This is a genomic window from candidate division KSB1 bacterium, from assembly GCA_034506395.1.
Classification (GTDB): Bacteria; Zhuqueibacterota; Zhuqueibacteria; order Thermofontimicrobiales; family Thermofontimicrobiaceae; genus Thermofontimicrobium.
Map to the genome: position 1 here is coordinate 1 of JAPDPQ010000048.1, position 13,110 is coordinate 13,110.

10 protein-coding genes are annotated in these 13,110 nt (G+C 47.9%); 8 read left to right on the forward strand and 2 right to left on the reverse strand.

The features are described 5' to 3' along the window. Window positions 1-93 precede the first annotated feature (93 nt). From ONB37_19000 to ONB37_19015, 4 genes are all read left to right on the forward strand, one after another. Window positions 94-864, forward strand: coding sequence for an ABC transporter ATP-binding protein (locus ONB37_19000; GenBank protein MDZ7402250.1), 771 nt, complete (start codon window positions 94-96; stop codon window positions 862-864). Then, on the forward strand, window positions 857-1,654 hold the full coding sequence (locus ONB37_19005) for a metal ABC transporter permease (GenBank protein ID MDZ7402251.1): 798 nt from the start codon (window positions 857-859) through the stop codon (window positions 1,652-1,654). The genes ONB37_19000 and ONB37_19005 overlap by 8 nt, the downstream gene beginning before the upstream one ends. A 311-nt stretch (window positions 1,655-1,965) precedes the next feature. Next, entirely contained in the window at window positions 1,966-2,295 is a 330-nt protein-coding gene (locus ONB37_19010; GenBank protein ID MDZ7402252.1) for a hypothetical protein, read from the forward strand. A gap of 7 nt (window positions 2,296-2,302) precedes the next feature. Further along, entirely contained in the window at window positions 2,303-2,671 is a 369-nt protein-coding gene (locus ONB37_19015; protein MDZ7402253.1) for a DUF2283 domain-containing protein, read from the forward strand. 192 nt (window positions 2,672-2,863) lie between these two features. Here the strand turns inward: ONB37_19015 and ONB37_19020 are convergent, their stop codons facing one another. After that, window positions 2,864-4,009, reverse strand: a complete 1,146-nt coding sequence (locus ONB37_19020) for a family 10 glycosylhydrolase (protein ID MDZ7402254.1) — start codon at window positions 4,007-4,009, stop codon at window positions 2,864-2,866. A gap of 290 nt (window positions 4,010-4,299) precedes the next feature. Then, a complete protein-coding gene (locus ONB37_19025; protein ID MDZ7402255.1) occupies window positions 4,300-6,633 on the reverse strand; it encodes a cellulase family glycosylhydrolase in 2,334 nt (777 codons plus the stop codon). Window positions 6,634-7,316: 683 nt separating this feature from the next. Here ONB37_19025 and ONB37_19030 point away from each other — a divergent pair. The 4 genes from ONB37_19030 to ONB37_19045 all read left to right on the forward strand — a co-directional run bounded on the left by ONB37_19030 (window position 7,317) and on the right by ONB37_19045 (window position 13,010). Continuing rightward, on the forward strand, window positions 7,317-8,738 hold the full coding sequence (locus tag ONB37_19030) for a DUF5009 domain-containing protein (GenBank protein MDZ7402256.1): 1,422 nt from the start codon (window positions 7,317-7,319) through the stop codon (window positions 8,736-8,738). Between the two features lie 275 nt (window positions 8,739-9,013). Next, window positions 9,014-10,915 (forward strand): family 10 glycosylhydrolase, encoded by a 1,902-nt coding sequence (locus ONB37_19035; GenBank protein ID MDZ7402257.1) that lies wholly within the window; start codon window positions 9,014-9,016, stop codon window positions 10,913-10,915. A gap of 15 nt (window positions 10,916-10,930) precedes the next feature. After that, window positions 10,931-11,950: an NAD(P)-dependent oxidoreductase gene (locus ONB37_19040; protein ID MDZ7402258.1), complete on the forward strand. Its 1,020-nt coding sequence runs from the start codon at window positions 10,931-10,933 to the stop codon at window positions 11,948-11,950. A 1-nt stretch (window position 11,951) separates the two neighbouring features. Further along, a complete protein-coding gene (locus ONB37_19045; protein ID MDZ7402259.1) occupies window positions 11,952-13,010 on the forward strand; it encodes a Gfo/Idh/MocA family oxidoreductase in 1,059 nt (352 codons plus the stop codon). The last annotated feature ends 100 nt before the right edge of the window (window positions 13,011-13,110 follow it).

Genomic DNA, 13,110 nt, shown 5'->3' on the forward strand with positions numbered 1-13,110 from the left:
TCTGATAGATAAAGCCAGCGGGTAAGAACCCAAAAAAATTATCCGTTGGGTTGTTTCAATCCGTTGGAAAAAATTAAATCGAGAGGGAAAAAATTGAATCATCCAGAGATCGAATTCAAACACGTCACCCTTGGCTACGGCAAAAAAATTGTTATTGCCGATCTGAATTGCAGCATCTATCCAGGCGATCTGCTGGGCATCGTTGGGCCGAACGGATCAGGCAAGACCACGATTTTGAAAGCCATTTTGGGGATTTTGAAGCCACAGAAAGGGCAAATTATTAAATCGAACGGCGCCAATGGGGGTAAGCAGCGGATGGGTTATGTGCCGCAGCGGGGACAATTGGACGAGATTTTTCCGTTTACGGTGGCTGAGGTGGTCATGATGGCCCGCTATCATCAGATGGGCACGCTGGGCCGTCCACGTCCCATTGATCGAGCCAAAACGCAGGAGGCGCTGGAGCATCTGGGCATTGCTGATTTGAAAGATACGCTGTACGCCGATCTCTCTGGTGGACAGAAGCAGCGGACGCTCATCGCCCGAGCCCTGGCGGCTGAGCCCGACATCCTCATCCTCGATGAACCCACTGAGGGGCTGGACCTCAATTCGCAACTGTCGATCATGGAGCTGATCAGACATTTTCACGAGGAGCATCAGCTCACGGTGGTGCTGGTCAGCCATCATTTGAATGTGGTAGCCAATTATGTGCGGCGCATCGCCCTACTGGATCAGGGCTGCTTTCAGATCGGACCGAGGGACGAGATCCTCACCGAGGCCAATCTGCAGCAGCTTTACGATATGCCTATTCGCATCAAAAAAGATAACGGACAGATTGTGATTCTGTCGGGAGCGATCCATGGTTGAGATATTCGGCTTGCCGTTCATGCAATTCGCACTCATCGCCAGCGTGATCATCGGCACCCTGTGCGCTTTTCTGGGAGTCTATATTGTGTTGAAACGGATGGTGTTTTTCAGCGCCGCCGTCGCCCAGGTGTCCACGGCTGGCATGGCGCTGGCGTTTCTTTTGGGTTTGAATCCTACCTTCATCAGCTTGCTGGTGACGATGCTGGCAGTGTTGCTGTTTGCGCTGCGGCCGTCCAGCGAAAAGATCCCACCCGATAGCCTGTTAGGCATCAGCTACGTCGGGGCGTTTGCGCTGGGAATTTTGTTTATCGCCAAAGCGGCTCAAGGTGCTGAAGAGCTGCAGCATCTGCTTCAGGGCAATATTCTCACCATCACGTCAGGGCAAATTTATTTGCTGTTGGTCACTTTTGTGATAGTCGGCATCATTCATCTGCTATTTTATCGGCAGTTCATTTTCATCGCCTACGACCCAGCCATGGCGCAGACCCAGGGCTATCATGTGACAGGCTGGAACCTGCTGCTCTACTTTACGCTGGGGCTGGTGATCTCATTGGGGATTAAGATAAGTGGCGTGTTGCTAATCTTTTCGTTTCTGGTAATGCCCGCCGTGACAGGATTGCTGGTAGCTCGAAAGATGAGGCACATTTTTTTGGTCGCCATTCTCAGCAGCCTGATGTCGGTAGTCAGCGGGCTTTATTTTTCGTTCCAATTGGATTTGCCATCGGGGCCGACCATTGTTGCGGTGATGCTGGGCTTGTTGCTGGTCGCTTTTGGCTTGAGGAAAAAATGATCTTTTTGCCCCACGGATAATAGAACTATTACGGATGGGAGACGTGGTGATTTGATGAAATTATTTCTTCAACAGATATTATTTGGGGGTGTGATCTGTTGGGGATTTTTCAAGAACAAAAGCTTTCTCCACTGATTTAAAAATCCCAAGTTCTAATGATAAAACTGTCACTGAAAATTGCTTTTGTCATCTTTAGCTCCCATAGTTCTCTTAATGGCATGTGATCCTCTGAACAAAAAATTGCTTGCTTCTTAATTAATAAGTTTTATATTTACTATCGCTATTATTGAGCTGACCAAAAGGATCGAATCATGAATTCGGGAAGGCGTTGGACAGTCCGTGATCGTTGGGGCAACGAGATCTATCTAACTGACGAACGATGGCATCATATTACTGATCCAATGAATCATCCTGAAATGACTGGTTTTGAGGAGCATCTCAAAGATACAATTCGTTTGGGACAGAGACAACAGGATCTTCTCAATCCGCAGAAGTATCGATATATAAGAGCTTTTAATGATCTGGTCAGGGGCAATACTCACATCGTTGCGATTGTAATATTTCGATTCAAAATGGGGAGTGATAACAAGTTCACTCACAATAACTATATTCTGACGGCATATCAAAAAAAGATAGGTTGATAAAGAAATGACGAAGCCAAATATTAATTATGACGAGATAAGCGATACACTTTATATTTCGTTTTTTCCAGGCGAGAAGGCGACAGGCATCGAGTTGAATGATCACATCTTATTGCGCATTAATGAAGAGGAGCAAAAGGCGATTGGAATTACTTTTTTTGAATATTCCATTTTGGCTCAAAGAACCCAATTTGGCCCTCGGAGCTTCCCTTTGTCAGGATTAAACCAATTGTCCAGCAAATTGAAAGAGCTGGTATATGCCATTCTTACCAATCCACCCGTGAACGAAATCCTTTCTCTATCGGCTTACACGCCATCTTCGGTTGAAGTTATCCCAATTACGTCGATTCAGCTTGAACCTGATTCAATCGCATAGATACGAAAATGCATTTACTCAAGCTTTCTTTTTTGATCATGAAATAGCTCAATAACCCCCATTTTTTTTTTTGCCATCTTATTTACTTCAACAGCTAATTTGGGCAAGTTGTATCAAAATTCGCCAAATTGTGTTACAATTGTAGGACAGGTTGGCAACCTGTCCCACAGGCAGACAACTTGCCAACCTGTCCTACAGCCAGGGCAGCTTCGCAGGCGTTTGATAAAAATGCTTCAGCAGCGCCTTTGCCAGCCGATCATTATTCTTCCGTAGTCCCTCATAAAAAAAGAACACCTCGCCCTGATAGCCTTTGAGGCGATTGTATTCGATCACTTTCAGCAAATAATCTTCCGACATCACATAATCGCCCACGTTCATCAAGACGCCTGGAAAAATGATCTTATCCGATGGAGAAATTTTCAAGAAATTTGGGATTATCTCATCCAGTGTGGATCGGTAAGCAGGCAATTCGTAGCGGTAGCACTGGGGGATCACCAGATCGGCATAGCCGCCGCTGAGCCACGAGGGCCAATCCTGCAAGTATTCATCGTACGACCAGGGGTAAATGCTCGGCGCCCAGGAGACGATCAAGCCTGGCTTCAAGGCTTTGACCTCGTGATAGAGCCGCCTGCCAAAAGCGTTCAGCTTATCTGCCCGCCAGCGCTGCCAGTCTGGATCACGGAAATTTTTTGGCGGACGCTGACCATCGTGTTCTGCCCGATAGAGGCTATCGGTGTAGCGAGAATAATCGCCCTCGATGGGCAGCGCAGGCAGCCGATCATCCCCCTGGATGCCATCGACATCATATTTTGTAACCACTTCCTTGACCAGCTTCAGCATGAATTCCTGCACCTCGGGATGAAAGGGGTTCATCCACTGAAAACCGTTTTTGGTCAAAATTTTTCCTCGATTATCCCGAGCCGCCCAATGAGGCTTGAGCTTGAAAATCGTTCGAGGCTTTTTCTGATGCGCTGCGGCAAAGCCATATTCGAACCACGGGATCACCGCAATATTCCGCTGATGCGCTTCCTCGATCACCTCAGCCAGCGGATCTCGGCCTGCAAAGCGCTCATCGATGCGGATGCCGAATATCGAATCCATCACCTGGCTGGCGTAGATGGTCCTGGCCGCATTCCAGACTACAGGAAAGACCACATTAAAATTATGATCCGCCAGAAACTGCATCGCCTCCCTGATCCCCTCCCGACTGTCCAGCACCTGGCTATCCACATTGGTCAGCCAGACGCCACGGAGTTCAGTGGGTTGGGATGCATCCTGAGAAAGAGTTGAATTGAGCAATAAAGATAAGTTGATTAAAAAAGTCAAAGTGAATTTCATCGGATTTCCCTTGTATTATGATTTGAAATGGTGGCGATCAAATGGATTTTCTCAGATTCAGCGTGAACTAAGATAGTGATTTCTGGCAAAAATACAATAAGAATTTTCTCCAACGGATAGAAACAACCCAACGGATTTTTGAGATTTTTTTACATGATTATCTATCTTTGGTCACAGAAATAATAATTCGTTTCTGTGGCATTCCAATTCTGTGGAATGATAACAAGGTAATCGACCCGCATGGAAATTTCCAGAGATGAAGCCCACCTTTTAGGTGACCTACATCGCTCCTACCTCAACACCACCATTTTTTTGACCGCTATGAAATCCCCTGCTTCCAACCGATAGAAATAAATCCCGCTGGACAGGTCTTCGCCATCGAAATGGAGCTGGTACTCCCCTGCCTCCTGCCATTGGTCCACCAGTCGGGCAACTTGCTGACCCGATAAATTGAATACGGACAGAATTACATGTTGCGGCTTTTGCAGTTGATAGCGAATGATCGTAGCTGAGTTAAAAGGATTGGGATAGTTTTGATACAATGAAAATTGGTGTGGAGGCTCAGGTTCGCTGTCATCAATTCTGGTAGTGCGGGTGCTTTTGGCCCGCAACCGATCTAAAAAGATCGTTCCCTGATAAGTGGTATTGTTCTGGGGATTGTCCTGACCGATAAAAATCGTGATTTGATTGAGCGACAACGGGTAATCCACCTGGCCAGGCAAATTTTTGAGCGACACTTTAGCCTGGCGCCATTCATCCTTCCAATTCAGCGATGTGGAAATGGAACGAATGAATTGCTCGCCAAAGGCATCGTGGAATTGAAAGCGAATCTTGTGCGGCTGACCATTGCCATAGAAATCGATGAGCAGCGAATCGGGTTGGCCAGGGAGCAACAATTCGGTATCGAGATAGACCCGATAATTGCTGCTGGAAATATTGCTGCTAAAGGTGAATTGATAATCGATCCGAGCGGAATGAGCGCCGCTGGAAAAAACGGCATCGGAAATCGAAAGCTGGGTGTTCAGGCTGTCCAGATTGAGCACGGAGAGCTGCCAATGCGCTGCTGAGTCGAACTCGTCAATGATATGCGTGCCTGGGTTCACGATCTCGAGGAAAATGGTGTCGGCCAAAGCGCCATAGCTGCCGATCAATAGCCCGCTGCCCGCTTCTTCGGCATAGAACTGGCCCTGGTTATCCACGTGACCACCTGTGCCAAGATAGCGCCAGTTCAGCGCCGCCAGTTGGAACTGAACGGGCACACCCGCTGCATCTGACCCAGTAACTCGAATCTCAAACTTCTGCTGGGGATAAAGGATCACCCGATTCGGCTGGAGATCCAGTTCACGGATGGCAGGCTCGGCGGCCAGGCTGACCAGATAGCGGGGATTTTCATCAACCACAATGATCACACTGCTATCCGCTGTGATGAAGTCGTTCTGGACAAAACCATATCGATTGAGGAGTCGACAAAACCGAGCAGGAATTTTGATGAGTTGATTGGCCTGACCTGTCGTCTTCCAGGCGGCCACGACCCAATTCTGTCCATCACCGAATTCATAAAGATAGATATCGCCGATAGTGGTCGGTTTGACGAGCGGCTTGTCTGCGACCATCGTGGCGACAGTCGCCAGCGAATGGTAGGCTGGCTTGGGCTGGAGATTGAACTGCAACACGCCGAAATTATGCTCGGCATTGCTGGCATCCTGGCCATCGTTTTTCAGATCGTAATAGGAAATAAGCTGCAATTGGGGCACGGCCTTGCCCAATAAAAATAGTCGAGCCGTATAGTTGGCCTGCGCCTCAAGGGTAATATTGGGCCAACCCAGGTGGGTGGGATAGCCGATCTCAGTGAGCCAGATCGGTCGCTCGACGCCGATGATGGCCTGTAATTTTTGAATGTCCTTGAAGAAATTCACCTCGGGCCGCTGATCGACGTGATAGGAGTGAAACGAAACCGCATCCATGAAATTTCCACCGCCGTTTTGAAACACGCCTTTGATAAAGGTCAGCCAATCGATGAACGGTGGTGGATTGCCCTCGGCTGGCGATGTGACGCAGCCGATCACCGTCACCTTCGGATCCACGGCTTTGATAGCGGGATAGGCGACCTGGAGCAGCTTGGCATAGTCCGCAGGATTGGGTGTGGGATCCCAGAAAATGGGGATATTCGGCTCGTTCCAGATCTCGTAATGCGTGACGCCCAGCGGCAGATATCGTTTTACGACCTCCTGGCAATAGCGGGCAAAGGCAGCCCGATTGGAATCGCTGGTCACGGCCGAACCCGCATGGGGTGCATAGAGCGGATTGTTGTAGTTCAAAATCAGCAGCACGTCAATGCCTCGGCGTTTCGCTGACTGAATGTAACGGTCGATCTCCCTGGGAAATTGAAATACTCCTTTGACCTTCTCAACCTCGGACCAATAGCATTCATCCCGAATCATTTTAAACCCAGCGGCCTGGACCCGATCCAGCATGGCTTCCATGCTGGTAGAATCCATATCGGCCCGATAATAGAACTGGCCGAAGTGGGTCTGGAAACTATAAAAAGCGGGCGTTTTTTGAGAGAAAAGCAAGGTGCTAAAGATCATAAAATGGCAGAATGTGAATAATAGAAGTTTCTTCATTGATATCCTCCGAATATTGATAAAACTGATTCCATCGCTTCGAGCGATGGAATCAATCACGGCTAAATTGCATCTATCGCTTCAAGCGATGGAATCACTCACTGCTAATCAGTCACTTTCGAATTACGACCATCGCTGCCATTTCAACAGAAAAATTGCTTGAAATTTTTCAAATAAATTTGTATCATTTGCAACCAAAGGAGAGAGCGAAAATAGGTGATTAGCAGCTTGAGGCTGCATTGAACATAATAAATTCAATTGAAAAATTCAATAGCTATTTTTTTGTTCCTTCTTACTTATTCTCTATGGTCAATAAAGAAAAGCCAGTACCCGAGAGCTGCTTGATTACAGATCAATTTCTTTTGCAAAATTATCAAACAAGTTAAAGCGTCATGCCTGCGCAGGCAGGCATCTTATGAGCAACGGGTTTCAAACCAGGGATTCCTGCATTCGCAGGAATGACAGATGGATGCATCCGCAGAAATGACGATAGCGAAATGTCATGCCTGCGCAGGCAGGCATCCTATGAGCAACGGCTTTCAAACCAGGGATTCCTGCATTCGCAGGAATGACAATGAGCAGAGGATTCCTGCATCCGCAGGAATTAAAAGCTTTCATTAAACACCAGCGTCTGCACTTGGAATTATTCGGGAATCAAAAATAAAATTCGACAGGAAATACGCATGACTCCATCATTGACATCAAATCGTTCATATGCTCTGGATGCCCTTCGAGGCTTCGCCATCTTAACAATGGTTCTCTCTGGTGTAATCCCATATGGTGTGTTGCCCAGTTGGATGTATCATGCACAATTGCCGCCTCCGGCTCATCAGTTCAATCCTAATCTTCCAGGGTTTACCTGGGTCGATCTGGTGTTCCCAATATTCTTATTCGCTCTGGGAGCTGCTATCCCTTTGGCACTCTCGCGCCGGATCGAAAAAGGCGTTTCCTATTGGAAAATCATATTCGCCATTATGGAGCGGGGATTTCTGCTTGGATTTTTCGCCATATTCCTTCGCCATGTCCGACCCCATGTCATTGATCCTTCGCCCAAAACCAGCGCTTGGCTCATCGCCATCATCGGATTTCTGCTGATGTTTATGATCTTCACCCGACTGCCCGATCAGTGGCCTCGCTTGCTGAAATGGAGCATTCGAGCCATCGGTTGGCTCGGTGCGCTCGGATTGGTTTCCCAACTTCGCTACCCTGATGGGAGCGGGTTCTCCCTTCAGCGCAGTGATATCATCATCATCGTGCTGGCAAATATGGCTGTTTTTGGGTCTCTGATCTGGCTATTCACCCAGAACCGTTTCTTGATTCGATTGGGCATCCTCGGGATTTTAATGGCGTTTCGATTGGCGCATACCGAGATCGGATGGGTCAAATGGCTCTGGGACTTCTCCCCCATTCCCTGGATCTACAAGCTATATTATTTGCAATATCTTTTCATCGTGATTCCAGGGACGATCATTGGAGATCTGCTCGTCCAGTTCATTAAAAAGCCCTCGAAAGATGAGTCAGGGCAAGGAAATTGGTCTCAGGCGAGATTCATTTCGATCGCGCTGTTGATGATCGGCATATTAGTTTTTATGCTCGTCGGTCTACAGGCTCGATTGCTCTGGCAGACCACTGTTCTTGGCGTTGGCTTGTGCGGCCTGGGCTGGTGGCTCGTAAGAAATCAGGGCACTGAAATTGAATCGCTGATAAAAACCCTGCTCGGCTGGGGCATCTATTGGCTGATTTTGGGATTGGTCTTCGAGCCGTATGAGGGAGGCATCAAAAAGGATCACCCTACTTTAAGCTACTATTTCATCACCACTGGCCTCTCTATCTTTTTGCTCATTGCCTTCACAGTCGCTATTGATCTGCTTCACAAGCAACGCTGGGTGCAATGGTTGATCGATAACGGCCAAAATCCCATGATCGCTTATGTGGGATTCGCTAATTTCATCTGGCCGATCCTGGCTTTGACTGGATTGGAGAAGCTGGTTTTGACGATTACGCCGACACCGTGGCTGGGATTTTTGCGGGGACTTTTTTACACTTTCATTTTAGCGTTGATGGTGAGCTTTTTTACCCGGCGGAAGGTTTTTTGGAGGACTTAGCTTAGTGAGTTGAGTGGTTAAGTGAGTTAAGTGGTTAAGTGAGTTGAGTGGTTAAGTGAGTTAAGTCGGTAAAATGGTTAGGCGATGAAATCAGGCCAGAGCAGATCTCCTGTTCTTGGGGACCCAAAGATTTTTTCTTTGTAAAATTGGGTAGCATGGTCTTATTTGGAAGACCAAAAATGGATCATAAACAAATGAACACATGACGAAAATCGACAATCCGAAAAAACTAAACTCTGTTGGGTTGTTTCAATCAGTTGGAATAAGAGGAAACGATGAAAAAAAAGCTCTGTTTATTTTTATTTCTACTATCTTCTCCGCTTTTTTCCCAATCGCTTCAGGAATTCCGCGCGGTGAAAATAACAAATGTGGACAGTGACATCCTGTTCGATGATCAACGGATCGCGGAGGGAATGGATTATCTTGCCTCCAAAGGGATCAACGTCATTCTGACCGTTGTCTGGAACAGCCACGGAGCGGATGGTGATTACACACTTTATCCCAGCGAGGTGATGGAACGCTATTTTGGCCGAGCCATGCATCCCGCGTTTCCAACGCAGCGCGATCCGCTAAAGCGTGTAATTATCGAAGCGCATCGCAATGGCATGGAGGTATTCCCCTGGTTCGAGATGGGATTTTCGACCTCCTATTCCCAGAATGGTGGTCATATCGTCCAGCGCTATCCCAATTGGGCGCTCAAAGATAATACCGGCAAATTGTGCGTCAAAAACGGTTTCGATTGGATGTCTGCAATCAATCCCGAGGTACAGAAATTCATCCTTGCCCTGACGACGGAAGTGATCGACAATTACGATGTGGATGGGATCGAATACTCGGATCGCATTCCAGCGATGCCGGTCGAGGGCGGATACGATCAGCCGACCGTTTCGATCTACCAGGCCGAACATCACGGGGCGAGTCCGCCGACGAATTTTCGGGATGCAAATTGGATGCGCTGGCGGGCAGATAAGCTCTCGCAATTCTACAAGACCGCAAGGGATTCCATCAAAGCTCGCGGCGATTGGATCATCGTCTCCTCCAGCCCGAGCGTCTATCCTTGGTCATACGAGGAATATTTACAGGATTCAAAGACCTGGCTCGATTTAGACATTATCGATCAGCTCATTCCACAACTCTATCGAACCAATTTTTCTGAATATCTTTTCGAATTGAACAAATCGCTAAGCTACGTGCCGCTCAGCCGACGAGACAAATTTTTCTCAGGCATGCTCATCTATTTGAGAGGTGACAATTATCTGATCACTCCGGACTTTTTGCTGCAATCTATACAAGCCAATCGTGATCGGCAAGTTTTGGGCGAGGCGTTTTTCTTTTATCAAGGATTGCGCTTGAACGGCAACCGACTTGGAGATACGCTCAAAGCGACCTATTATGCCAGACCAGCATCATTGCCCCATCGCCACGGGGAGATCTGGCGTCCCAAAGCCGTGGTCGTCAATGAGGACGATCCTGGAGCAAAGACCTTCGGCAATTGGGAAGTCGCGACCACGATCAACGGCTTCAAGCCGAAGGTTCTTCTCAAAAAAGACACAAGTTACGCCAACATTTGCTATTACTTCGATGTACCGTTCGATGCCTGGTTCGACGTATTTGCCTATTTGGTCACTGGCCCGAATGCCACCGATCGAGCGCCATATACAATCTATTCTGAGACGGATTCCACCACGCTGCTGATGAATCAGAAGGACTTTTATAACAAAGGCTGGCAATTCCTAAAAAGTGTTTATCTGACTCATGGGATTAAGAAAGTTTTGATGCTGGATAATCGCGACGTCCCAGTTGGGCAATTGGTAGTTGCCGATGCTGCTATGATCATGATCAATCGGAAGCTCTCGCCTGACGTGAGAATCACCGCGGTATCTACCCTTCAAACAAGCCGGGAACCATCCCTTTCCGAATTTGAACTCGATCAGAACTATCCCAACCCATTTAATGGAATCACACGAATCCGCTACTCGATCGCAACACCAGAACGCGTATCACTGAAAGTGTTTGACCTTTTGGGTCGGGAAGTTGCAGCGCTCGTGGATACCTATCAATCACCAGGGAACTATGAATTGGCGTTTGATTCGGCAGGGCTGGCGAGTGGCATTTACTTCTATCGATTATCCCTCGGCCATCGCTCCTTTAGCAGAAAATTGGTAATCATAAATTAACAAGAGAATTCTAAAATGAAATCGCTTCCCAAAACAATCGAAACGTCAAAAGACCTAATTGAGATTATGACTCAGCCATCGGTGGAGACCGAACGAATAGTTTCGGCCGTAACTGAACCGATGATCATCCTGGGCGTTGGCGGCAAGATGGGGCCGACCTTAGCAGAAAAGATCATCCGCGCTGGCGGCAAAGTCATCGGCGTTGATATTTTTCCAGATGAACGAATCCAAAAATATCTGGATCAAATCGGAGTTCAAACGATCAAGTGCGATTTATTCGATGATCAGCAAGTGGTCAATTTGCCGAGGTCCAAACATGTATTTCTGATGGTTGGTACGAAATTTGGCGCCACAGGAAATGAGCCGTTCACGTGGGCGATGAATGCCTATTTGCCAGCCAAGCTGATGGAACGTTTCAGCGATGCCCAGGTGGTATATGTTTCTTCGGGCAATGTCTATAAATTCAGCTCGGTGAAATCAAAAGGCGCAAAAGAAACCGATGAACTTGACCCCATCGGTGAGTACGCTATGTCGCGCTTGGGTGCTGAGCGGATCGTCACCTACATCTCCAACCGAAATTCGACCCCTACTTGCATTGTTCGGTTGTTCTATGCCACAGAGCTCAGATACGGCATCATCCATGACCTCGCTACCAAAATCAGGGACGGGGTTCCCATTGAGCTAAGTATGGGCTATTTCAATCAGATTTGGCAAGGAGATGCATGTGATTATTTGATCCGCTGCCTCGAACTGTGCAGCGTTCCCGCAACGATCATCAATCTGACCGGGCCAGAAGTGCTTTCTGTCCGAAAGGTGGCGGAACAGTTGGGACAGTGCATGGGGATTGCACCGAAATTCGTTGGAGTAGAGAGCGATACTGCGCTGCTGGGAGATGCCTCCGAGCTGTTGAACCGATTTGGAATGCCTTTGATTTCTGCCGATCAGATCGTCGACTGGGTGGCTCATTGGGTGATGCATGGCGGCGAATCCTTGGGCAAACCAACCAAATTTGAGAAGAGGAACGGGAAGTTTTGAAATGGATAAAGTAAAAATCGGAATCATTGGTTTGCAGCATTTGCATCCTCGCAGTTATATGGCGCATTTTCGATCGATAAAAGAGATCGAAGTCGTCTGTGCGGCGGACTCTGATGCCGAATTGCTGCAGCGTTTTTCGAATGATTTTCAGCTCAAAGCGTATTTAGATTGGCGCCAGATGCTGGACCGTGAGTCCTTGGAGCTGGTGGCCATTTTTTTGCCGCATGTACAATGCCCAGACGCAGCAATCTATGCGATCGAGCGTGGTATGAACGTCATCGTCGAAAAGCCAATGGCAGCGGATCAGCGCGCTGCAGAAAAAATGGCATTAGCGGCGGAAAAAAGCGGTGTGGTTCTCACCACACCTTATGTGTGGCGGTTTCATCCTGTGGTTTGGGACATTCGTCAATTGATTTCCGATGGCATCTTAGGTCGTATCATCGGTTGCGAAGGGCGCTGCGCTGCTGGGCGATTGTCCCGCTATCTCGAGGGGCATGCGGGTTGGATGCTGGATGCGCACCAAAGCGGCGGCGGTCCCATGTATAATCTGGGCGTCCATTGGATCGATCTGTTCGCCTGGTTGTTAGGGGAGCCAATCGTCAGCGCCTTTGGTAAGAATGTCAAGGTGAACCAACAATATAACATTGAGGACAATTCATTTGCCATTCTCACCTTTCAAAACGGCGCAATTTTAAACCTCGATATTAGCTACACCGTGCCTGACTCCTACCCCCATGGTCGCGATCTGTATATCGGTATTCGGGGAACCAAAGGGGTCATTCAATGGGCCCCAGCTTACGAGGGCGAACGCGACGAATTGTTCATTTGCAGTGATCATGAGCTATTTCGATCGGCACCGGTGCAACGACGCTTATATGAATTACTTCCCGTCACTGGTTATTCTGGGGTGATGGGATTAGAGTATTTGAAGGCAGTCATCGAGGCGATTCAAAAGAAGCTGCCCGCCCCAATTACAGCTCATGATGGCGCTCGCGTGCTGAAGATTGTTGAGGCAATTTATCGATCCGCGCAAACACACCAGGTGGTCGAAATAGCATAGCGGTTCATTTTTTTCTTTCAAACGTAAAAAAAGAGACTCCGCTTTCGCATGAATAATAGTCTTGAGCTCATTTCGGACAATTTTGTTTCTCCCTCAACTG

Bases quoted from the DNA above. Each gene is read 5' to 3' on its own strand.
- ONB37_19005 (MDZ7402251.1), top strand. From the start codon at position 857: ATGGTTGAGATATTCGGCTTGCCGTTCATGCAATTCGCACTCATCGCC.
- ONB37_19010 (MDZ7402252.1), top strand. From the start codon at position 1,966: ATGAATTCGGGAAGGCGTTGGACAGTCCGTGATCGTTGGGGCAACGAG.
- ONB37_19015 (MDZ7402253.1), top strand. From the start codon at position 2,303: ATGACGAAGCCAAATATTAATTATGACGAGATAAGCGATACACTTTAT.
- ONB37_19020 (MDZ7402254.1), bottom strand. From the start codon at position 4,009: ATGAAATTCACTTTGACTTTTTTAATCAACTTATCTTTATTGCTCAAT.
- ONB37_19025 (MDZ7402255.1), bottom strand. From the start codon at position 6,633: ATGAAGAAACTTCTATTATTCACATTCTGCCATTTTATGATCTTTAGC.
- ONB37_19030 (MDZ7402256.1), top strand. From the start codon at position 7,317: ATGACTCCATCATTGACATCAAATCGTTCATATGCTCTGGATGCCCTT.
- ONB37_19035 (MDZ7402257.1), top strand. From the start codon at position 9,014: ATGAAAAAAAAGCTCTGTTTATTTTTATTTCTACTATCTTCTCCGCTT.
- ONB37_19040 (MDZ7402258.1), top strand. From the start codon at position 10,931: ATGAAATCGCTTCCCAAAACAATCGAAACGTCAAAAGACCTAATTGAG.
- ONB37_19045 (MDZ7402259.1), top strand. From the start codon at position 11,952: ATGGATAAAGTAAAAATCGGAATCATTGGTTTGCAGCATTTGCATCCT.